The organism is Pseudomonas cremoricolorata DSM 17059 = NBRC 16634, assembly GCF_000425745.1.
Classification (GTDB): domain Bacteria; phylum Pseudomonadota; class Gammaproteobacteria; order Pseudomonadales; family Pseudomonadaceae; genus Aquipseudomonas; species Aquipseudomonas cremoricolorata.
Genome location: NZ_AUEA01000001.1, coordinates 434,433 through 457,058, shown reverse-complemented (window position 1 = coordinate 457,058; position 22,626 = coordinate 434,433). Strand labels below are relative to the sequence as shown.

Sequence of the window (22,626 nt, the reverse complement as noted above, 5' to 3'; positions counted from 1 at the left end):
CACCGAGCCAGCACCATGACCCTGGAACAGTTCAAAGCCTTCGACCTGCAACTGAGCGCCCTGCTCGCTTCGCCGCCGCACGCCAACCCTGAGTTGCCCCTGGCCCGCGCACGCCACGACTATTTCGCAGCGCTGGCCGACTATTGGCTGGCCGACCCGCAGGCTGCAGGCAATCGCCGCCAGCGCCTGAGCGCGATCATGCGCCAGCAACTGCTGGCGCAGATCGACCTGCGCAGCGGCGACCACACCTTAGGCTCCGGGCACGCCGAGCTGATCCGCACGTGCCTGACCTCGCCGCTGCCCTCACAGCGCCAGCCGTTGCCCGCGGCGCAACGCCCGCAGATCTACCGACCGCTGCTGGACATCACCACGCCCAACTGGCGCAGCGCTTTGCACGGCGCCTTCGTGATCGTCGAAGGCGGCCCGCAAGGCAGCATGGCCGACCCTGGCCAGCCCAGCGGATACGCGCTGCTGTACAGCCTCTCGCATGGCATCGAAGCCTTCCATGACCTGGCCGATCTGCACATCGAGCTGTGCGAGCGCCTGGATGATCCACAGCAGAGCCGGCCGCTGCTGCATCTGCTCGACAGCCCGGCAGACCGCGACCGGGCGCACAACGCCGAGCGGCTGCGCTACGAGTGGTTCAACGATGACCTGGTGCAGGCCCAGGCACAGGCGCTGATCGACGCGCAGTACCACGCCCTGACGCAGGTCTGGCAAGCAGCTGCCGAACAGTCAGAAGTGAACTGGCCGGCCCTGCAAGCGCGTCTGCAACACACCGCCGAACTGCTGCCATGGCTCGACAGCCGCTGCGCCCTGCAAACCCGCTACGGCCTGCTGCTGGAACGCAACTCGCCGGCCTGGCTGAAAAACGCCTCCGCCGAGGGCCTGACTCACATCATGCAGACCATGCAGGAACTGGTCATCGCCATCGACCACGCAGCGGCACCGGGTGTGCTCAGCCATACCCAGTTCAACGAGCGCAACGGCCTGCTGGCCTGGACCCGCGAGCGTCTGCGAAGCGAGTTGCGCCAGCGTCATCAGCTCGATCTGGACCCACTTGCGGTGTATATCAGCGTGACCCTGGCGCGCCAGCGTGGCCCGGTGACCCACCCCGGCATAAGCACCGGCTGGATTCCGGTCGCCGCCCGGCCCCAGGTGGGCGACACCATCGAGCTGGTCACCCAGACCTATCGCCTCGATGAGCTGGCGCTGCTCAACGTCGGCCTGCTCGACATCGATTACTGGCTGACCGCTCGGATTCACGATGAGCAGGGCAAAACCGTGACAGGCATCAGCCCGACTCAGGTCAAGCGCATGGTGCGCGCGCTGAATGTCGGCGAACGGTACAGCCAGTACCTGCGCACCCACTTGCTCACCTCCCTGGAAGCGCAGTGGCGCCGGGACCAGTACGTGGCGATCAGTCGCGCACGCATGCGCGCCGAGGCGGCCAAGGCGCGCTATGCCGGACACTTTCTCGAAGACCCGTTCGAAAGGGGCTACAACTGGGCAACCCTGGCCATCGATCACCCCGACAGCCAGGCGCGCGAGACGCTCGATGCTGCGAAAATCAGCGTGCGCCAAGTGCTGATCGCCGGCCACACGCTGCACGATGTGATGTTGATCACCCCCGACGCCCCCACCAGCACGCGGCTGCTGGCCTACACCCCGGACGCCCCTGATCGACGTGCCTGGCGCGAGTTTCGCAACGCGCGGCACATGCTGCGCTCTCTGCGCGAAAAACCGCACCTGCGCGAGTACGTTCAGGACCGTCTGCCGATGCTTGACCGCGAGCAGGTCGAGCGCTGGCTGACCAGAGGCGGCCTGGGCGCCATCGCCCTGCGCCCGGCGATCACCGGCAACTTCCAGCAGGCCCGCTACCGCGCCGAGGTCAATGCCCTGCTTGCCGCCGTCGACGCCAGCACGCACACCCGCCTGGAACTGCTCGGCGAGTTCAGCCTGCATGCGTTTTCGGTACTGCTCGATCTGGTGAGCCTGGTACTACCGACGCGGGGCCTGACCGCCCTGGCGGTGGCTCGCTCGCTGCTGTCGGTGATCGATACCGAAAAGGCCTTCGGCAAAGATGATCGGGTCGGGGTGCTCAAACACCTGGTGGAGGCGTTCACCCACGCCAGCGACGCGGTCAACAGCATTGGCGGCACCACGGTGATTCGCCGGGCGATCCGCGCGCTACCGCCGACACCTCCGCTGAAACTGCCGACTTCGGCGGCGGTGCGGGTCAATGCCGATCGCCTGCACTACCGGGTCGATGGCATTCATAAGGAAGGCATCTACGAACAACGCTCGCCCTATCCGGGCCTGAGTCTGTACTTCATCAGAGATGCCTCGGGCACCCACTATCAGGTGGCCTTCGATGGCTATCGCTGGCGGGTGGTCGACCCGCGCATGCCGGACGCCTACGTCAAGGTGCCGGTCAAGCGCCGCGCCGATGGCGAGTGGGTGGTGGATTCACCGGTGCTGTGGTTCGACGGCCTGCCCGACCTGCCCGCGCTGATCGAGCGGTGCCGGCTCAGCGCCGTGCCGACAGAGGGCCAGGCACAAGCGGCAGACGGCCTGTACGAAATCGACCAGCAGTTGTACCTGCTGGCCGGGGCGCGCGCCCTGCCGCTGCGCCGGCACCTGCTGGAGAACCACTACCATCTGCTGATTCCCGAGCAGTCGGTACAAGGCGCCACGGCCTGGGCGATCCTGCGCTGGCAGCACGAGCAGTGGCGCATTCGCGTGCGCCAGCCTGGCCGCAGCAGCGACTGGCTGGCGTTGCCTGAGGCTTACGCGGTGAGACGCGGCAGCGCGGCGTCGAGCCGCTGATGCAAGGCACTGCCGCTCGGCCAGTTGCGCAGCAGGCGGGCGCGGTCACGCCCGTAGGCGCTGGCGAAGCTGAGCTGGGTGGCGTGCTGGCACATGGCGTCGAGGTCGATCAGCGACCACTGGCCGTCCTGCCAGAACAGGTTGTGACCCTTCATGTCGCCGTGGCTGATGCGCGCGGCGATCAGCTGCTGCATCAACTGCACCAGGGCATGCACTTGCTCGTCCGGGGCTGCGCCGCTGTCGACGTAGGGCGCGAAGCTGGCCGTAAGGTCAGGGCCATCGGCATAGTCGGTGAGCAAATAGGCGCGGCTACGCAGGCCCAGTACGCGCTGTTCGAGCACCGCCAGCGGGCGCGGCGTGGCGATGCCCAGGCACTCCAGGCGATGCCCCTCAATCCATGAATGCCAGGCCCGGCTCGGGCGCCAGAAGCGCTTGAACCAGTGCGCGGTGTTCTTGATGTTGTAGCGCTTGAGCACCAGTGGCCGACCGCCGACCTCGATGCGCGCCACGCTGGCAGCGCCACCGGTCTTGTACAAGTGGCCCTGGTCGAGCAGCGCGTCGGCCTGCGCCAGCACCGGGGCCAGCGCTGCGACTTCGTTGCGGCGAATGGCCTGCAAGCCCGACAGCGAGCGCTCGACGCTGAACAGCGTGCAGTCGCGCCCGGCCTTGTCGAGGTAGTCCTTGAGCCGCCAGCTACGCACCTTGTCGATCTGCTTTTGCAGCGCTTCGAGCGGCAAGGCGTGCTCGGCATTGCTGAGCAGGTAATGCACCAGCAGCTCTTCGAGAAATGGCTCGAGGCGCTTGGGCAACTGGGCGAAGAACACCCCGAGGTTTTCCAGCACACGCTGACGGGACAACGGCTGCCCGGGGGTTTCAGCTTTGACCCCGCCGCCGTCGATCAGGTACAGCTCACCGCCCTGGCGCAGCAGGTTGTCCAGGTGCAGGTCGTCCTGCCACAGCCCCACCGCATGCATCTGCGCCACCGCAGCCAGGGCCTCACCGAGCACCTGCTGCTGCGCGTCGGCCAGCGGCGTCAGGTGCTGCACGTCTTGCCAGGCCTGGCCCAGGCTTTGCGCATCGTCGAGAAACTCGAACAGCAGCCAGCCGCCTTCATGATCGACCAGGCCATCGGCCAGCAGCGTTGGCGTCTTCAGCCCTTGCGCGGCCAAAAGGCGTGCGCCTTCGAGTTCGCGCTGGAAGTGCCGCGCCGCGTTGCTGCCGACCAGCAGCTTGGCCAGCACCGGCGTGCCGCGCCAGGTGGCGGCGCCGACATAGCGCTGCCCCGGCAGCACGCGCAACAGCCGATGCACAAGCAAGTCGCTGGGCCCGGCGGCGTCTTCCAGCCGAATGTTCAAGGGCAGGCTCGGGCTGCGCCCGGCCTGGGTCAGTTCGGACAAACGCATCAACGGGCCTCTTTGTCGTGGCGGCGGCGGGTCAGGCGTTGCAGCCAGTCGCCGACCAGGGCGCTGTCGGCAGGCTGGGCCAGGTAGGCGCCAAGCAGGCTGCGCACGTCTCCCTCGCTCCAGACCCGGGCGCGGCGCAGCAGCGGCTCCAGGTCCTTGAGGCGGTCGCGCTGGCCGAGCAGCAACGGCCGGGTCTTTTCCAGGTCGATCAACTGCGCAAGCCAGCCATCACGGCGCTCACGCAGAAAAATATGCTTGGGGTAGAAGCAGCCATGCACCTGACCGGCAGCGTGCAGGGTGCGCGCCAGTTCGCCACAGGCGCGCAGGATGCCGGCGCGACGGTCGGCGGGCAGTTGTGGCCATTGGCCGAGCAGGCTGTCGAGGTCTTGCCAGTCGTCCAGCGCGCGGGTCAGCAGAATGGCACGGTGCCCGTCCTTGCCCTTGCGCTGACCGAAGAACACCGCTTGCAGCGCCGGAATCGCCAGCTTCTGGTAGCGGCTGATGTTGCGAAACTCGCGGGCGAAGGTCGGCTCGCCGAGCGGCGCGTGCAGGGTGCGGGTGAAGTAGTCGCGCTGGCGCTTGAGGTAGTAGCCCTTGCCTTCGAGCTCCAGGCGATAGACGCTGCTCCAGCCGCCGCGGCCGGTGTTCGGTTCGTCGACGGCATCGAGCTGCAAGGCCCACAGCGCCTCGAAATCATTCAGGCCATGACGCTGCAACAGGGCAAGGTCACTGCTGGCCAGGTAATCGGTCATTCCCGTCCCTCGAAAAAGCTCAGCACCTGGCGCACCCGCTGCTTGTCGTGGGCGTTGAGGCGCTGGTGGCCACGGTACTGCAGGTAGAAGCGCAGGCGCTGGGTCGCCGACAGGTGATACTTGGCCACCTTGTCCAGGCAGGCCAGATCCTTGATGACGCGGTGGCGGAGCATGAAGCCGCGCCAGAAATCCCCGGTCGGACAGTCGATGAAATACACCGTGGCCTGGTCGTCGACCAGCAGGTTGCGCCACTTCAGGTCGTTGTGGGTGAAGTGGTGATCGTGCATCACCCGCGTATGCCGGGCCAGTTGCCGGCTGATGTGATCGACCCAGGCGCGGTCGGCCAGGCGCGCATCGTTGCGCTCGGCCAGCACCGAGAGGTCTTCGGTGCGCGGCAGTTCGCGGGTGATCATCGCGCCACGGCCAAAGCCCAGGCCATTGCGTTCCAGGCCCCAGGCCACCACCTCGGCAGTGGGGATGCCCCACTTGGCGAACTGCTTGAGGTTCTGCCACTCGGCCTTGATGCGCGGGCGCCCCAGGTAGCGGCGCAGGCCCTTGCCGGCGCCGGTGTAGCGCTTGACGTAGTAATTGACGCCCTCGCGCTCGATGCGTACCACTTCGCTGAGCGGGTCACGGGTGAGGCGTTCGCCGTGCAGGGCGAACACCGCATCGAGGCTGCCGAAGTCGGCTGCCAGGCGCGCGTAGTCTGGCGCCAATGTCCAACCGGCCATCAGAGTGCATCCCCATAGCGCTGCTTGCGTGCGTAGAGTTTCTGCGCCTTGCGCTCGAGGAACGCCAGCAACGCCGCTTCATCACGCAGCACGTCGCGCAGCGGGCGCTGGAAGTAGCCATGCAGGAAACGCAGCTTGTCGCGCCGGGTCAGGCCGATGTCCAGGGCCGAGAAATACAGCGCGGCGAGGTCTTTGTCGCGCCAGCGGCGGCTGATGCGGGCGCGGGTCTGCGCGCGGTGCAGGTCGATCAGCGACAGTTTCAACTGCCCGGGCGCTATCGGCCGGTCGGTGTGCAGCAGGAAGTGGCAGATGTAGCAGTCGCGGTGGTTGACCCCGGCGCGGTGCATGGTGCCGGTCATCTTCGCCACCTCGGCGATCAACGCGTGCTTGAGCCGCGGCGCCGGCGGGCGTTGCCGCCAGTCGAGACTGAAGTCTTCCAGGCTGATGGTCGGCGCCAATTCTTCGGTGACGATGAACGAGTGCTGGGTGGCCGGGTTGCTGCCGCGCTCGCCGAAAGCCACCGCAGTCATGGTCGGCACACCGGCCTGGTGCAGGCGCTCCAGAGCACGCCATTCCTGGCCGGCACCGAGCACCGGCAGCTTGGCGCTGAACAGGTTCTTGAAGATCTCCCCCCAGCCGATGCCGCGGTGAATCTTCACGAAGTAACCGTCGCCAGCCACCTCCGTGCGCAGCGTGCGCCGGCCTTCGAGTTCGCGGTACACCTCACCGTCGAGTGCTTCGACGGCGTCGAACGGGTCGCGCCCGGCCCACAGGCGCTTGAACGGCTCGGCCAGTATCAGCTTCATGGGCGCTCCTCGCCGAGAATCACGTCGGCGGCATGCTGCGGCATGCTGTAGAGGTCGGCGCTGTCTGCGAAGGCCAGGCCATTGCGTGCCCACTCGGCGCGCGCTTCGGGGCGTTCGAGCATGTCTTGCAGGTAGCCATTGAGCTGCTCCTGGGCGAAGGGCTCATCGAGCACCCGGCCGGCATCGGCCTCTTCGATATAGTGGGCATAGCCGCAGACCCGCGACACCAGCACCGGCAAACCGGCGACCAGCGCCTCGAGCAGCACGGTCCCGGTGTTCTCGTTGTAGGCCGGGTGAATCAACAGGTCGGCGCCGAGCAGAAAGCGCGGAATATCGCTGCGGCCTTTAAGGAACTGCACCTGCTCGCCCAGGCCCAGGGTGGCGCTCTGCAGCTGGAACACCTTGGGGTCGTCCTGGCCGATGACCATCAATCGGGTGCGCTTGCGCAGCTCGGCCGGCAATGCCGCAAGGGCCTTGAGGCTGCGGTCCAGGCCTTTGGTCTTGAAGCCCGAGCCGATCTGCACCAGCAGCAGGTCGTTATCGCCCAAGGCGAATTCCTGACGAAACGCCGCGCGAATTTCAGCGGCGTTGTCTGGCGCACGGCGGTCGTGGGAAATCCCCGGCGGCAGCAGGTGGAAGCGTTCGGCGGGGGTGTTGTAATGCTTGACGAACAGCGGCTGCTGAACCTCGGAAATCATCAGAATTTGCGTGGCCGAATCCTCGGCGAACACCGCCCGCTCGTACTCGGCAAAATGCCGGTAGCGGCCCCAGCGCCGGTACAGGTTGCCGCGCAGGGTCTGCGCCTTGTCTTCGAAGCAGCCGTCGGCAGCGTAGTAGACATCAAGGCCCGGCATCTTGTTGAAGCCGATCAGGCGGTCGACCGGGCGCTTGGCCAGATCAGCCTCCATCCAGGCGCTGAGTTTTTCATTGCGGCGGTGGTTGAACAGCGCCTTGACCGGCGCCACCTGCACCTCGAAGCCCGGCGGAATGTCGCCTTCCCAGATCAGCGTGTAGACCCGGATCCGATGCCCACGGCGCTGGCACTCCAGGGCAATGCGCATGAAGTCGCGTTGCAGGCCGCCAAAGGGGAAATACTTGTAGAGCACGAAAGCCAATTGCATCAACGGACATCCTCAGCCAGCAGCAGCGCGCTCAGGCGGCTCGCCACATGCTCGGGATTCAGGCGAGTGAAGCACAGCGGCCACTCGCGTTTGAGATCGAACCGGCGCAGGTCCTCGGCGCTCGGTCGGTAAGTGCATTTCTTTTGCAGGCACGGCGCACAGGGAAAATCACTGCCCTGGTGCACCTGGCTGCGCCCGTAGGCGCCGGTCAGGCCCGGATTGGTCGGGCCGAACAACGAGATGGTCGGCACATCCAGTGCCGCCGCCAGGTGGCCAAGACCGGTGTCCACGGCGATGCAGGCCTTGGCCGCCGCCAGTACCCGGGCCACACCCACCAGGTTCAGGCGCGGTAGCACCTGGCAGTGCGCGAGGCCCGCGGCGATGCGCTCGGCGCGGGCCTTTTCCTCGGCGTTGCCCCACGGCAGGCAGACCTGCAGCTTGCGCGGCCCCATGCGCTCGGCCAGCTCTCGCCAGTAGGCTTCGGGCCAGTGCTTGGTGGCCCAGGTGGTGCCATGCAGAAACACCACGTAGGGGGCGGTCGGCGGCAGTTGCAGGCGCGCCCGATCGAGGCCGTAGTCACCCAGCCCTTCAGGCAGGTCGTAGGCCAGGGCCAGGGCGAACAACTGGCGCACCCGCTCTACGGCATGCTGGCCGACGGCGACCGACAGGCGCCGATCGTAGAAGCGGCTCGACAGCCCTTCGCGGGCCGAATAACGGTCGAGCCCGGCCACCGGCGCCTTGACCAGGCGGGTCAGCCAGGCTGATTTGAGCAGGCCCTGGGCGTCGATCACCAGGTCGTAGCGGTGGGCGCGCAGGCGCTGCTTGAAGGCTTTCCACTCGCCGCTCTTGAGGGTTTGCCAGAGGTTCTTGCGCCAGCGGCGGATGGCCACCGGAATGACCTGGTCGACTGCCGGGTGCCAGGCCGGAATCTCGGCGAAGCCCTCCTCCACCACCCAGTCGAAGCGGATGCCGGGCAAGGCCTTGGCGGCGTCGGTGAGCGCCGGCAGGGTGTGGATCACATCGCCAAGCGATGAGGTCTTGATGATCAGTACCCGCACTTAGTCGACCTCGGCCATGACATCGATCAGCTGGCCGCCGTCGAGGCGTTGCAGGGCAGCGATCACCGCCTGTGGCTCCAGCAGGCGCAAACAGTTGTAGTGGCCGAAGCGGCAGGTGCGGTCGAAGCAGGGGCTGCACTCCAGGCCCAGGCGCACCACCTCGACCTGCTCGGCCAGTGGCGGCGTGAAGCCCGGCGAAGTCGAGCCGTACACCGCCACCAGCGGGCGGTTGAGGGCGGCGGCAACGTGCATCAGCCCGGAGTCGTTGGAGACCACCGCCGCTGCGCAGGACATCAGGTCGATGGCCTCGGCCAGGGAAGTTTCGCCCGCCAGGTTGACCGACTCTTCACGCAGACCGGGAATCAGCCGCGCGCGAATCGACTCGCCCACCGGATGGTCATTCTTCGAACCGAACAGCCACACCTGCCAGCCTTGGCGCACCAGCGCATCGGCGACCTCGGCGTAGTGCTCGGCCGGCCAGCGCTTGGCCTCACCGAATTCGGCACCCGGACACAGCGCCAGCACTGGCCGGTCGAGGCTCAGGCCGAACTTGCCCAGCGCGGCCTCGCGGCTGCCGGCTTCGATACGCAGTTCGGGGCGTGGGTAGGGTTGCGGCAGCTCGGCGCCCGGCTCGTAGGCCAGCGCCATGAAGCGCTCGATCATCAGCGGGTAGCGGGCCTTGTCGAGCTTGCGCACGTCGTTGAGCAGGCCCCAGCGCATTTCGCCGCGCCAGCCGGTGCGCTGACGAATACCCGCGAAGAACGGCACCAGCGCCGACTTCATCGAGTTGGGCAGCAGGATGGCCTGGTCGTACTGGCCAGCCAGGGATTTGCCGATGCGCCGGCGCGTGCCGAGCTCCAGCGCGCCATGGCCGAGCGGGAAGCTCAAGGCCTGGCGCACTTCGGGCATGCGCTCGAGGATCGGCCGGCTCCAATCGGGCGCCAGCACGTCGATGACGCAGTCGGGATGACGCTGTTTCAGGCACTGGAACAGTGTCTGGGCCATCACCATGTCGCCGACCCAGCTCGGGCCAATGATCAGTATTCTCATGCTTAGTCCAGAAACGCGCGGGAAGGCTCGGTGCAGGTCAAGACCGAGTCCGGCACGGCCGCCCCTCTTTATAGTCAGGCTCAATGGCGCACAGTGTACCACCCACACCCCGGGAGGCGATTCCCTGAGCGCTACCCTGCCGGGGCACGCTGAGGGAATGCTGGAGGCGCCGCCTCTGCCGCCCTACAGTCCCAACTGCGCCCAGATCCGCTGCACCTCCCGACGCTCGTCGACGAACTGGCTGGCGTCGATGACCCCGGCCTGCTTTTGCAGGGCCTGGCGGTGCGAAGCCGAGCGGAAGGCCTTGTACACCTCGCGCAGCAGCTCAGCGTCGGCCGCCGGCAGCAGCCCGGCCTGCTGCAGCTCTTCGAGAATGCGGATGTTATCGGTCCAGCGCAGCAGCGCCGGGTGATCGTGCGACCAGGCCAGGGCGGCATACTGCACCATGAACTCGATGTCGACGATGCCGCCGGCATCCTGCTTGAGGTCGAACGGCACCCCGGCGTCGAAGGCATTGGCCGCCGTGCCGGCAGCGCTGATTTTACTGCCCAGGCTGGCGCGCATCTTGGCGCGCATGTCGCTGACCTCGCTGCGCAGGGTGTCGAGGTTACGCGCCTTGCCCAGCACCTTGGCACGCACCGCCTCGAAGGCGCTGCCCACCTGCGGGCTGCCCACCAGCACCCGCGCGCGTACCAGCGCCTGGTGCTCCCAGGTCCAGGCTTCGTTCTGTTGATAGCGCTCGAAGGCGCCCAGCGAACTGACCAGCAAACCCGAGGCCCCCGAGGGCCGCAGGCGCATGTCGACGTCGTAGAGTTGCCCGGAGTTGGTCTGGGTGGTCAGCAGGTGAATGATGCGCTGGCCCAGGCGGGTGAAGAACTGCGCGCTGTCGATGGGCTTGGCGCCATCGGTTTCGGCGTTCGGGTCGCCGTCATGGATGAACACCAGGTCCAGGTCAGAGCCATGCCCCAGCTCGATGCCGCCAACCTTGCCGTAGCCGACGATGATGAAGCCCGGATCACACAGCGCGCCGTCATTGCCCATGGGCTGCCCGTGACGGGCGACGGTCTGGCGCCAGGCCAGGGCCAGCACCTGGTCGAGAATCGCCTCGGCCAGCCAGGTCAGGTAGTCGCTGACTTTCATCAGCGGCAGGTTGCCGGTGATTTCCGATGCCGCCACGCGCAGGCTGTGGGCCAGCTTGAAGTGGCGCAGCGCCTCCATTTGCTGTTCCAGATCATCCTCTGGAATCCGCATCAGCCGCTCGCGCAGCTCGCTGGCCAGCTCCGGCGCCAGCGGCGGGCTGAACAGCCGACCTTCGTTGAGCAGCTCATCGAGCAGCAACGGGAAGCGGGTGATCTGCTCGGCGATCCACGGGCTGGCCGCGCACAGGGTCAGCAGACGGCGCAGCGCGCCCGGATTTTCCGTCAGCAGCACCAGGTAGGCCGAGCGCCGGGCGACGGCTTCGACCAGCGGCAGTACCCGTTCCAGCACCAGGTCTGGGTCGTCGTGCTCCACCGCCTGGGCCAGCAGCCGCGGAATGAAGGCATCCAAGCGCTCACGGCCAATGCGCTGCATCGAACGCAGCGACGGGCTGGTACGCAACCCGGTGAGCCGGCGCAGCGCCTCGGCTGGCTGACGCAGGCCGGCTTCCTGCAACTGACGGCAGGCCGCCTCTTCATCCTGGGCCTGCTCCCACAAGGGCGACCACTCGCCGCCCACCACCAGTTCACCTTCGGCCTCGTCTTCGTCGGGGTCGGCGATCACCTGGCGGAAATGCCAGTCAATGCGACCGCGCCAGTGCATCAGCTGGCTGTGGAACTGCGCCCAGTCGGCGAAGCCGAGCAGATAGGCGACCCGCTCACGGTCCTGCTCGTCGTCCGGCAGCATCTGCGTCTGGCGGTCGGCGATGGCCTGGATGGCGTGTTCGGTGTAACGCAGAAACTCATAGCCGTCGCGCAGCTCGGCAACCACCGCGCCTGGCAGATAGCCCTGGCCTTCGAGGGTCGCCAGCACCTTGAGCAACGGCCGCTGTTGCAGGCTAAGGTCGCGCCCACCGTGAATCAGCTGAAAGGCCTGGGCGATGAATTCCACCTCGCGGATGCCACCGGCACCGAGCTTGATGTTGTCGGCCATGCCCTTGCGCCGCACTTCCTGCTGAATCAGCTGCTTCATGGTGCGCAGCGCTTCGATGGCCGAAAAATCCAGGTAACGCCGGTACACGAACGGGCGCAGCATCTCTTGCAACTGCGCACCGGCAGCTTGATCGCCCGCCACAACGCGGGCCTTGATCATGGCGTAGCGTTCCCAGTCGCGGCCCTGGTCCTGGTAATACTGCTCGAGGGCATTGAAGCTCAGCACCAGCGCGCCGGACGAGCCATACGGGCGCAAACGCATGTCGACGCGGAACACGAAGCCATCGACGGTCACCGGGTCCAGCGCCTTGATCAGCCGCTGGCCTAGACGGGTGAAGAACTCCTGGTTGTCCAGCGGGCGCTTGACCCCTTCGGTTTCGCCGCCTTCGGGGAAGGCGAAGATCAGGTCGATGTCCGACGACAGGTTCAGCTCCCCGGCGCCGAGCTTGCCCATGCCCAGCACCACCATGTGCTGTGCCAGGCCGCTGCGCCGACCGAGCGGGGTACCGAACTGCTGGCAATGGCGCGGGTACAGCCATTGGTAGGCCTGGTCGATGCAGGCGTCGGCAAGGTCGGAGAGATCACGGCAGGTTTCGCCAAGCGCCGCCTGGCGGGTGATGTCGCGCCAGATGATCCGCACCTGCTGACGGTTGCGCTCGCGGCGCAGGCTGCGCGCCAGTTCATCCTCGCTCTGCGCCGCCTGGGCCACGGCGCTGATGCGCGCGCGCAGTTCACCGGCGGCATAGGCGCGTGCCAGCGCGCCGCTTTCGAGCAGCTCGAAGAGCATGCCTGGCTCGCGCTGGAGCTGCTGCATGACGAAATCGCTGGCCGCAGCGACCTGATCGAACTGCTGGCGCTGCTCGGCGCTCAGGCGTTGCAGATCGAGTTCGGGATGGGCAGTGATGGCTTCTTCGAGGAACTGTTGGTTACGCACGACCAGCGGTCGGAGAGTGGCAGGCAGATCGAGCGGCAAAGGCTGGCGCATGGTCTATCCTAGATCGGCATTTGAGAAGGGTGAGCGCTCGGCCAGGGATAAACGCGGCCGAACGAAATTGTATACAAAAGTTGTAAATAGCTTAAAAGGCAAAAATATCGGCAGGAAAACTCAAAAACCTGCCCCTTGAAAGAAGTTTTTGGGTTACGGGAACGATTTTTCCCACAAGCGAAGGTGCGACCGAACGTCGCTTCTCTGTAGTTTTACTACTACCCCTTCTCTGCAAAAGCATGAAATCCGAAAGCATTTGTAGTAAAACTACACGCCGCCGAAAGACACTACGGCAATCCAAGAATTCACGACGTCTGCCCATAAGGCCAGTCGCAAACTCAGGCTTCCGATTCTGGTTGCCTTTCCGCCCTGGAGCAAGCCATGCAAGACCTCGATCCAATCGAAACCCAGGAATGGCTGGATGCCCTGGAGTCGGTCCTCGACAAAGAAGGCGAAGACCGCGCTCATTACCTGATGACCCGCATGGGCGAGCTGGCCACCCGCAGTGGCTCTCAGCTGCCGTACGCGATCACCACGCCATACCGCAACACCATCCCTGTCACCCACGAAGCACGCATGCCTGGCGACCTGTTCATGGAACGCCGCATTCGCTCGCTGGTGCGTTGGAATGCTCTGGCCATGGTGGTGCGCACCAACCTGAAAGACTCGGACCTGGGCGGCCACATCTCCAGCTTCGCCTCCAGTGCCACGCTGTACGACATCGGCTTCAACTACTTCTTCCAGGCCCCGACCGAAGAACACGGCGGCGACCTGATCTTCTATCAAGGCCACGCTTCGCCCGGCATCTATGCCCGTGCCTTCATGGAAGGTCGCATCAGCGAAGAGCAGATGAACAACTTCCGTCAGGAAGTCGACGGCAAAGGCCTGTCCTCGTACCCGCACCCGTGGCTGATGCCTGACTTCTGGCAGTTCCCCACCGTGTCCATGGGCCTTGGCCCGATCCAGGCGATCTACCAGGCGCGCTTCATGAAGTATCTGGAAGCGCGCGGCTACATCCCGGCCGGCAAGCAGAAAGTCTGGTGCTTCATGGGCGACGGCGAGTGCGACGAGCCGGAATCGCTTGGCGCGATCTCGCTGGCCGGCCGCGAGAAGCTCGACAACCTGATCTTCGTCATCAACTGCAACCTGCAGCGCCTCGACGGCCCGGTTCGCGGCAACGGCAAGATCATCCAGGAACTCGAAGGCGTGTTCCGTGGCGGTGGCTGGAACGTCAACAAAGTGGTCTGGGGCCGTTTCTGGGACCCACTGCTGGCCAAGGACACCGACGGCATCCTGCAACGTCGCATGGACGAAGTCATCGACGGCGAGTACCAGAACTACAAGGCCAAGGACGGCGCGTACGTCCGTGAGCACTTCTTCAACACCCCGGAACTCAAGGCCATGGTCGAGCACCTGTCCGACGATGAGATCTGGAAGCTCAATCGTGGTGGCCACGACCCGTACAAGGTCTACGCGGCCTACCATCAGGCGGTGAACCACAAGGAACAGCCGACCGTCATCCTGGCCAAGACCATCAAGGGTTATGGCACCGGTGCCGGCGAAGCCAAGAACACCGCGCACAACACCAAGAAGGTCGACGTCGACAGCCTGCGTCACTTCCGCGACCGCTTCGACATTCCGGTCAAGGACGACGAGCTGGAGAACCTGCCGTTCTTCAAACCCGAGCCTGACAGCGCCGAAGCCAAGTACCTGGCCAAGCGTCGTGAAGCCCTGGGCGGCTGCGTGCCTCAGCGCCGCGCCAAGAGCTTCAGCATCCCGACCCCGCCGCTCGATACCCTCAAGGCTATCCTCGATGGCTCGGGCGACCGTGAAATCTCCACCACCATGGCCTTCGTGCGCATCCTCGCGCAGCTGGTCAAGGACAAGGAGATCGGCCCGCGCATCGTTCCGATCATCCCGGACGAAGCCCGTACCTTCGGTATGGAAGGCATGTTCCGCCAGCTGGGCATCTACTCGTCGGTCGGTCAGCTCTACGAGCCTGTCGACAAAGACCAGGTGATGTTCTACCGCGAAGACAAGAAAGGTCAGATTCTCGAAGAAGGCATCAACGAAGCCGGCGCCATGTCGTCGTTCATCGCTGCCGGTACTTCGTACTCCAACCACAACCAGCCGATGCTGCCGTTCTACATCTTCTACTCGATGTTCGGCTTCCAGCGTATCGGTGACCTGGCCTGGGCCGCTGGCGACAGCCGCACCCGTGGCTTCCTGATCGGCGGCACCGCCGGGCGTACCACCCTCAACGGTGAAGGCCTGCAGCACGAAGACGGTCACAGCCACCTGCTGGCCGGGACCATCCCGAACTGCCGCACCTACGATCCGACCTACGGCTACGAGCTGGCGGTGATCATTCAGGACGGCATGAAGAAGATGACCGAAGAGCAACAGGACATCTTCTACTACATCACCGTGATGAACGAGTCGTACCAGCAGCCTGCAATGCCGGCTGGTGCCGAGGAAGGCATCGTCAAGGGCATGTACCTGCTCGAGGAAGACACCCGCGATGCGGCGCACCACGTCCAGCTGATGGGCTCGGGCACCATCCTGCGTGAAGTCCGCGAAGCGGCGAAGATCCTGCGTGACGAGTACAACGTCGGCGCCGACGTATGGAGCGTCACCAGCTTCAACGAGCTGCGTCGCGACGGCCTGGCCGTTGAACGCGCCAACCGCCTCAAGCCTGGCCAGAAGCCACAGCAGACCTACGTCGAGCAGTGCCTGAGCGGTCGCAAAGGCCCGGTGGTGGCGTCTACCGACTACATGAAGATCTTTGCCGAGCAGATCCGTCAGTGGGTGCCGAGCAAAGAGTTCAAGGTCCTGGGTACCGATGGCTTCGGTCGCAGCGACAGCCGCAAGAAGCTGCGTCACTTCTTCGAAGTCGACCGCAACTTCGTGGTGCTGGCTGCCCTGGAAGCCCTGGCTGACCGTGGCGAGATCGAACCGAAAGTGGTGGCCGATGCCATCGCCAAGTTCGGCATCGACCCGGACAAGCGCAACCCACTGGACTGCTGAGGAGTATTTTTAAGTGAGCGAACTCATTCGCGTACCTGACATCGGCAGCGGTGAAGGTGAAATCATCGAGCTGTTCGTCAAGGTCGGCGACCGCATCGAGGCCGACCAAAGCCTGCTGACCCTGGAGTCCGACAAGGCTTCCATGGAGATTCCGGCGCCCAAGGCCGGTGTCGTCAAGGAACTGAAGGTCAAGCTGGGCGACCGCCTGAAAGAAGGCGACGAACTGCTGGTGCTGGAAGCCGAGGGCGCTGAAGCGTCCGAGGCACCCGCCGCCGAGGAAAAACCGGCTGCCGCCCCCGCTGCTGCCGAAAAACCGGCCGAGCAGGAAGCTGCTGCGCCGGCTGCCGCACCTGCCGCTGCCAGCGTGCAGGACATCCACGTGCCGGACATCGGCTCGTCGGGCAAAGCCAAGATCATCGAAGTGCTGGTCAAGGCCGGCGACACCGTCGAAGCCGACCAGTCGCTGATCACCCTGGAGTCCGACAAGGCCTCCATGGAAATTCCTTCGCCCGCCGCTGGCGTGGTCAAGGAAGTGATCGCCAAGCTCGACGACGAAGTGGGCACCGGTGACCTGATTCTCAAGCTGGAAATCGCTGGCGCCGCGCCGGCAGCAGCCCCTGCCAAAGCTGAGGCCGCCCCGGCCAAGGCCGAGGCTCAAGCTGCGCCGAAAGAAGCCGCTGCCAAGCCGGCTGCGGCTGCCGAGGCGCCTGCTGCTGCCCCTGCGGCCGCCAGCAACGCCAAGGTCCACGCAGGCCCTGCCGTGCGCCAGCTGGCCCGTGAATTCGGTGTCGAGCTGGGCGCAGTCAGCGCCAGCGGCCCGCATGGTCGCATCCTCAAGGAAGACGTGCAGGCGTACGTCAAGGCCATGATGCAGAAGGCCAAGGAAGCGCCGGCAGCAGCCGGTGCGACCGGTGGCGCCGGCATCCCGCCGATTCCGACCGTGGACTTCAGCAAGTTCGGTGAAGTCGAGGAAGTCGCCCTCACCCGTCTGATGCAGGTCGGCGCCGCCAACCTGCACCGCAGCTGGCTGAACGTGCCGCACGTCACCCAGTTCGACTCGGCCGACATCACCGAGCTGGAAGCCTTCCGCGTCGCGCAGAAAGCCGTCGCCGAGAAAGCCGGCGTCAAGCTCACCGTGCTGCCACTGCTGCTTAAGGCCAGCGCCTTCCTGCTCAAGGAAATGCCTGACTTCAACAGCTCGCTGGCACCGAGCGGCAAGGCCATCATCCGCAAGAAATACGTCAACATCGGCTTCGCCGTGGACACTCCGGATGGCCTGCTGGTACCGGTGATCAAGAACGTCGACCAGAAGAGCCTGCTGCAACTGGCAGCCGAAGCCGCGGCACTGGCTGAAAAAGCCCGTACCAAGAAGCTTTCGGCCGATGACATGCAGGGCGCCTGCTTCACCATCTCCAGCCTCGGTCACATTGGCGGCACCGGCTTCACGCCGATCGTCAACGCGCCGGAAGTGGCGATCCTCGGTGTTTCCAAGGCGACCATGCAACCGGTGTGGGACGGCAAGGCCTTCCAGCCCAAGCTGATGCTGCCGCTGTCGCTGTCCTACGATCACCGGGTGATCAACGGCGCCGCTGCTGCACGCTTCACCAAGCGCCTGGGCGACGTGCTGGCCGATATCCGCACGCTGCTGCTGTAACCCTGTCAGCGGGCTGTCCGACCTGATCGGCCAGCCCGCCGGCAATGTTTTTACGAGCTGCCACGCTCGCACCTCAACCCCGCCCCTGGCGGGGATTTTTTTGTCTGCGGGGAAGTGCGAGCGAGAATCTGGCGGACATGCGACTGCCAGCCTTCAGCCCCACCGCCAGCTGCCGATAACCTGTATTGGACCCTGACACATGGCCGCTTGCCAGCCTCGGACGCATGATGCAACCTTGCCCAACGCGCCGCCGCCCAGGCAGCACCCTTTTGCTCAAGCGAGTCGTCGATGAAAAGCCTACCTGATGCCACCAGCCGTCCGGTGGCCGAGGTCGTCACGCAACTGCCCGTGCCCTCGCGGCTGGGCATGTTGCGTTTCGAGCGGCTGAACGAGGCCAGTTGGGCCCTGCTCTACCTGGACCCTGCCTGCGAACGGCAACTGGGCCTTAGCGCCGCCGAGCTGTGCGCGATGATCGGCTCGCCGTTCGCCAGCTTCATGGAGCCCGAGGCACGCTACCGGCTGCACGACGAAATCCAGCTGCAACTGAGCGGTCGCCCTCATTACCGGGTGCGCTACACCCTGCACACCAGCGCCGCGCCGCTGCGGGTGCTGGAGATCGGCGAAGTCTACAAACAGCACAACCGCCAGTTGCTGCGCGGCTACCTGACCGTGCTCGACGACCAGGAAGATCAACCCGACCTCGGCGCCCAGGCTCTGGAAACGCGCAACAATCGCCTGCAACTGGCGCTGCAGCTCAACCAGCGGGCGCAACAGGAACAACTGCAGCAGCTCGAGCGGGTGCGCGCCCAGCAAGACCTCATTCTGCGCCTGGCGCGCCAGCGCTACAGTGCCGGCAATTCGCTGCTCGAAGCGGCCGAGCTGATTACCCGCACCGCCTGTGAAATCTACAAGGTCGACTCGGCAAGCATCTGGCACCTGAACGAGCAACGCCTGGAGCCGATCAGCGCCTGGCGCCACGCCGACGCCGAGCACCGCCTACTCGATGTCATCGACGCCAGCGGTTTTCCCGACTACCTCGAAGCCCTGCACACCAGCCGCGCCATCGATGCTCACAACGCCAGCCACGACCCGCGCACCCGTGACCTGGCCGAGAGCCTGTACCCAGACAACAACGCCATGCTCGACGCGAGCATCCGCGTCGACGGCCAGGTGGTCGGCGTGCTGTGCCTGGAGCAGACCGAGCCACGCACCTGGCAGGCCGATGAAATCGCCTTTGCCGGCGAGCTGGCCGATCAGTTCGCGCAGGTGGTCACCAACCACAAGCGGCGCACCGCCGCCAGCGCCCTGCACCTGTTCCAGCGCGCCGTCGAGCAAAGCGCCAGCGCCTTTCTGCTGGTCAACCGTGAAGGTGTGGTGGAGTACGTCAACCCAAGCTTCACCGCCATCACCCAGTACAGCACCGACGAAGTCCAGGGCCATCCGCTGGGCGAGCTGCCGGCCCTCGAGAACCTCAGCGAAATCCTCTTCGCCTCGCCCTCGAGCCTGGACATCGGCAACAGCTGGCAAGGCGAATTCAAGAGCCGGCGCAAGAACCTCGAACCCTACTGGGGGCAGTTGTCGATCTCCAAGGTGTACGGCGACAACCGCGAGCTGACCCATTACATCGGCATCTACGAAGACATCACCGAAAGCAAGCTCGCCCAGCAGCGCATCGAGCGCCTCGCCTACACCGACAACCTCACCGGCCTTGGCAACCGCGCTGCGTTCATTCGCAGCCTCGATCAGCGCCTGGGCGCCGACGACGCCAGCCCCATCTGCCTGCTGCTGGTGGACATCGACAACTTCAAGCGGATCAACGACAGCCTCGGCCACTCCACCGGCGACAAACTGCTGATGAGCCTGGCCAGACGCCTGCGCAACAGCCTGAGCAGCGGCAGCAGCCTGGCCCGCCTGGCCAGCAACGAGTTCGCCGTGCTGCTCGACGACACCAGCGTCGAGGCCGGCCAGAGCGTGACCCAGCAGTTGTTGCTGACCTTGGAAAAGCCAATGTTCGTCGACAACCAGCTGATCAACGTCACCGCATCAGGTGGCCTGGCCTGTGCGCCGCTGCACGGCAGCGATCCGCAGACGCTGATGCGTAACGCGGGCCTGGCCCTGCACAAGGCCAAGGCCAACGGCAAGCATCAGGCGCAGGTATTCACCGAGGTACTCAATGCCGAGGCCAGCTACAAGCTGTTCGTCGAGAACAACCTGCGCCGCGCCCTGACGCAGAACGAGCTGGAGGTGTTCTACCAGCCCAAGCTGTGCCTGCGCAGCGGGCGTCTGCTGGGCCTGGAAGCGCTGCTGCGCTGGAACCACCCCGAGCGCGGCATGATCCGCCCCGACCAGTTCATCAGCGTCGCCGAAGAGACCGGGCTGATCATTCCCATCGGCAAGTGGGTGGTGCGTGAATCGTGCCGGATGATTCGCCAGTTGCAACAGGCCGGTCTGGGCAGTCTGCACGTGGCGATCAACCTGTCGCCCAAGCAGTTCTCCGACCCCGAGCTGGTGAGCTCGATTGCCGCGATTCTCGAGCAGGAGGCGCTGCCGGCGCAGTTGCTCGAGCTGGAGCTGACCGAAGGGCTGCTGCTGGAGGCCACCGAAAGCACCCGGCGACAGCTCGCCGAACTCAAGCAATTGGGCCTGACCCTGGCCATGGACGATTTCGGCACCGGTTATTCTTCGCTCAGCTACTTGAAAAAATTCCCCATCGACATCATCAAGATCGATCGCAGCTTCATCAACGAAATCCCCGACAACCAGGACGACATGGAAATCACCTCGGCGGTGGTGGCCATGGCCCACAACCTCAAGCTCAAGGTGGTCGCCGAGGGCATCGAGACCGCCGCGCAGCTGGCGTTTCTGCGCAGGCATCGCTGCGATGTCGGCCAAGGGTATCTGTTCGACCGGCCGATTCCCGGGCGCGAACTGGTCGAGCGACTGCAACGTTATCCCCGAGGCCCGGCGGCCTGACAGCGCCTTCGCGCTCGGGCACTATGGCAGGCATGAGCCTTGCCCTTGCACAGGTGCCGCTGGCGCTGCGCAACCCCTCTTCAACCTCACGACACAGAGGAACCATCATGGTTTTGCGTTCGGAAATTCTGGTGAACAAAAACGTCCTGCCCACCGCAGAGCAAGCCCTGCCCGGTCGCGAAGCGCCGATGAGCCTGCCCGAGCTGCACTATGTGTTCAAGGAAACCCCGCTGCTCGGCCCGTTCTTCGAAGATGTCGACTTCGCCATCTTCGCCCTGGGCTGCTTCTGGGGTGCTGAACGGCGCTTCTGGCAGCGCGAAGGCGTAGTCAGCACGGTGGTTGGCTATGCCGGCGGCATCACCCCCAACCCGACCTACGAAGAAGTCTGCTCGGGCCTGACCGGCCACACCGAAGTCGTGCTGGTGGTGTTCGACAAGGCCAAGGTCAGCTACGGCGAGCTGCTGGCGATGTTCTGGGAACTGCACAACCCGACCCAAGGCATGCGCCAAGGCAACGATGTCGGCACCCAGTACCGCTCGGCCATTTACTGCACCAGCCCCGAGCAACTGCAACAGGCCGAGGCGAGCAAGGCTGCCTACCAGGCTGAACTGGACAAGGCCGGCTTCGGCGCAATCACCACCGAAATCGAGCAAGCGCCGACCGTGTACTTCGCCGAGGCCTACCACCAGCAGTACTTGGCGAAAAACCCTAACGGCTACTGCGGCATCGGCGGCACCGGTGTCTGCCTGCCGCCCAGCCTGCAGGGCAACTGAGCCATGGCCAGCATGACGCTCTTCCATTCGCCGCTCTCGCCGTTCGTGCGCAAGGTCATGGTGGTGCTGCACGAAACCGCGCAGCTCGATCGGGTGACCCTGCAAGGGGTGGACATCAGCCCGGTCAAGCTCGATGCATCGCTCAACCAGGGCAACCCCATCGGCAAGATTCCCGCCCTGCGCCTGGCTGATGGCACGGTGCTGCACGACAGCCGAGTGATCTGCGAATACCTCGACCAACAGCACGTCGGCCTGCCGCTGCTGCCCCGTGAAGGCTCGGCGCGCTGGCGCCGCCTGACGCTGATGTCGCAGGCCGATGCCATTCTCGATGCAGCAGTGTCGAGCCGCTACGAAGTGGCCGTACGGCCCGCCGACAAGCGCTGGGACGGCTGGCTCGATGCGCAGAGCGAAAAGATTCGCCGCAGCCTGGCTGATCTTGAGCAGCGGCACTTGGCCGAAATCGCCTCAGGCTTCGACCTGGCGGCCATTGGTCTGGCCTGCGCCTTGGGCTACCTCGACCTGCGCCAGCCTGAGTTCGGCTGGCGCGAACGTCAGCCAGGGCTGGCCGCATGGTATGCCGAAGTGGCCAAGCGACCGTCGATGCTGGCGACAGCACCAACAGCTTGAGCAGGCAGGTTCGCCCAGGCTGTTAATCAGAGCTACCGGGGCCGCTCGCTTGGCGGCCCATCGCGGCTGAAGCCGCTTCTGGAAGATTTGCGAAACCTTCAGGAGCTGCTTCAGAAGCAATCCCAATCAGCAATCGGGCTTGCCAGCGGTGTATTTCTTCGACGGGTCGATGGCGGCCTTGAACTCACGCAGTGCCTTGGCGCCAATCAGCAGCGGGTAGTTGAAACTGCTGCGGTCTACCAGGTTCACCTCGACGGTGCGTTTTACATCACCCAGGCACAGCTCCAGGTCGACCACCGGGCGGCTGGAGGTTTCCGCTGCGTCGTCATCGCCTTCCTCGGCGCGGTTCTTGATGTTGCTGATGCGCGCCACCTTGTGTTCGTAGACCTTGCTGCCAGCATCGGGGGTCGCCAGGCGGAAGCGTACCCAATCGTCGCCATCACGCTTGAAGCGCTCGATGTCCTTGGCCGACAGCGAGGCGGTGTAGGCACCGGTATCCATCTTGGCCTTGAAGGTCTGGCCGATGTCGACCACGGTGATGTTCTCGTAACGGCCATAGAGATTCGGGTCGGCAGCCATTACCGGCAAAGCGACGAGCGACAGCAGGGCAAGCAGAGGTTTCACAGGGCAGGCTCCTAATAGGGGGTCGATGCTTAGAGTGCGCGCTGGGCAGAGGTTCGCCCCAGTGCAGTGAAAAACACAATCCGA

The 22,626-nt window shown here is 65.2% G+C and carries 15 protein-coding genes; 6 read left to right on the top strand and 9 right to left on the bottom strand.

What is annotated here, in order from left to right:
• Positions 1–15: 15 nt before the first annotated feature.
• Positions 16–2,829, top strand: coding sequence for a dermonecrotic toxin domain-containing protein (locus tag H618_RS0102040; RefSeq protein ID WP_028693475.1), 2,814 nt, complete (start codon positions 16–18; stop codon positions 2,827–2,829).
• Here the strand turns inward: H618_RS0102040 and H618_RS0102035 are convergent.
• The 8 genes from H618_RS0102035 to glnE all read right to left on the bottom strand — a co-directional run bounded on the left by H618_RS0102035 (position 2,790) and on the right by glnE (position 12,864).
• Positions 2,790–4,232 carry a lipopolysaccharide kinase InaA family protein gene (locus H618_RS0102035; protein ID WP_028693474.1) on the bottom strand — a complete coding sequence of 481 codons (1,443 nt, stop codon included), beginning with the start codon at positions 4,230–4,232 and terminating at the stop codon, positions 2,790–2,792. The two genes, H618_RS0102040 and H618_RS0102035, sit on opposite strands and share 40 nt — an antisense overlap.
• A complete protein-coding gene (locus tag H618_RS0102030) occupies positions 4,232–4,984 on the bottom strand; it encodes a lipopolysaccharide kinase InaA family protein (RefSeq protein ID WP_028693473.1) in 753 nt (250 codons plus the stop codon). Before H618_RS0102030 ends, H618_RS0102035 begins: the two co-directional genes overlap by 1 nt.
• Positions 4,981–5,715, bottom strand: a complete 735-nt coding sequence (locus tag H618_RS0102025) for a lipopolysaccharide kinase InaA family protein (protein ID WP_028693472.1) — start codon at positions 5,713–5,715, stop codon at positions 4,981–4,983. The genes H618_RS0102030 and H618_RS0102025 overlap by 4 nt, the downstream gene beginning before the upstream one ends.
• Complete coding sequence (gene rfaP / locus H618_RS0102020) at positions 5,715–6,521, bottom strand: lipopolysaccharide core heptose(I) kinase RfaP (RefSeq protein ID WP_028693471.1); 807 nt, start codon at positions 6,519–6,521, stop codon at positions 5,715–5,717. Before rfaP ends, H618_RS0102025 begins: the two co-directional genes overlap by 1 nt.
• Positions 6,518–7,642, bottom strand: a complete 1,125-nt coding sequence (locus H618_RS0102015) for a glycosyltransferase family 4 protein (RefSeq protein WP_028693470.1) — start codon at positions 7,640–7,642, stop codon at positions 6,518–6,520. Before H618_RS0102015 ends, rfaP begins: the two co-directional genes overlap by 4 nt.
• On the bottom strand, positions 7,642–8,700 hold the full coding sequence (gene waaC / locus H618_RS0102010) for a lipopolysaccharide heptosyltransferase I (RefSeq protein ID WP_028693469.1): 1,059 nt from the start codon (positions 8,698–8,700) through the stop codon (positions 7,642–7,644). The genes H618_RS0102015 and waaC overlap by 1 nt, the downstream gene beginning before the upstream one ends.
• A complete protein-coding gene (gene waaF, locus H618_RS0102005; RefSeq protein ID WP_028693468.1) occupies positions 8,701–9,750 on the bottom strand; it encodes a lipopolysaccharide heptosyltransferase II in 1,050 nt (349 codons plus the stop codon). It lies immediately after the preceding gene.
• Positions 9,751–9,933: 183 nt separating this feature from the next.
• Positions 9,934–12,864, bottom strand: a complete 2,931-nt coding sequence (glnE, locus tag H618_RS0102000) for a bifunctional [glutamate--ammonia ligase]-adenylyl-L-tyrosine phosphorylase/[glutamate--ammonia-ligase] adenylyltransferase (RefSeq protein WP_028693467.1) — start codon at positions 12,862–12,864, stop codon at positions 9,934–9,936.
• 381 nt (positions 12,865–13,245) lie between these two features.
• Between glnE and aceE the strand changes: the two genes are divergently transcribed.
• From aceE to H618_RS0101975, 5 genes are all read left to right on the top strand, one after another.
• Positions 13,246–15,891 (top strand): pyruvate dehydrogenase (acetyl-transferring), homodimeric type, encoded by a 2,646-nt coding sequence (aceE, locus tag H618_RS0101995; RefSeq protein WP_028693466.1) that lies wholly within the window; start codon positions 13,246–13,248, stop codon positions 15,889–15,891.
• 13 nt (positions 15,892–15,904) lie between these two features.
• Positions 15,905–17,545 (top strand): dihydrolipoyllysine-residue acetyltransferase, encoded by a 1,641-nt coding sequence (gene aceF, locus H618_RS0101990; protein ID WP_028693465.1) that lies wholly within the window; start codon positions 15,905–15,907, stop codon positions 17,543–17,545.
• Between the two features lie 288 nt (positions 17,546–17,833).
• Positions 17,834–20,518: a putative bifunctional diguanylate cyclase/phosphodiesterase gene (locus tag H618_RS0101985; protein WP_028693464.1), complete on the top strand. Its 2,685-nt coding sequence runs from the start codon at positions 17,834–17,836 to the stop codon at positions 20,516–20,518.
• Between the two features lie 107 nt (positions 20,519–20,625).
• Positions 20,626–21,291, top strand: coding sequence for a peptide-methionine (S)-S-oxide reductase MsrA (gene msrA / locus H618_RS0101980; protein WP_028693463.1), 666 nt, complete (start codon positions 20,626–20,628; stop codon positions 21,289–21,291).
• A 3-nt stretch (positions 21,292–21,294) separates the two neighbouring features.
• Positions 21,295–21,918: a glutathione S-transferase gene (locus H618_RS0101975; protein ID WP_028693462.1), complete on the top strand. Its 624-nt coding sequence runs from the start codon at positions 21,295–21,297 to the stop codon at positions 21,916–21,918.
• Positions 21,919–22,044: 126 nt separating this feature from the next.
• Here the strand turns inward: H618_RS0101975 and rloA2 are convergent, their stop codons facing one another.
• Positions 22,045–22,542: a retropepsin-like aspartic peptidase RloA2 gene (gene rloA2 / locus H618_RS0101970; protein WP_028693461.1), complete on the bottom strand. Its 498-nt coding sequence runs from the start codon at positions 22,540–22,542 to the stop codon at positions 22,045–22,047.
• Positions 22,543–22,626 lie beyond the last annotated feature (84 nt).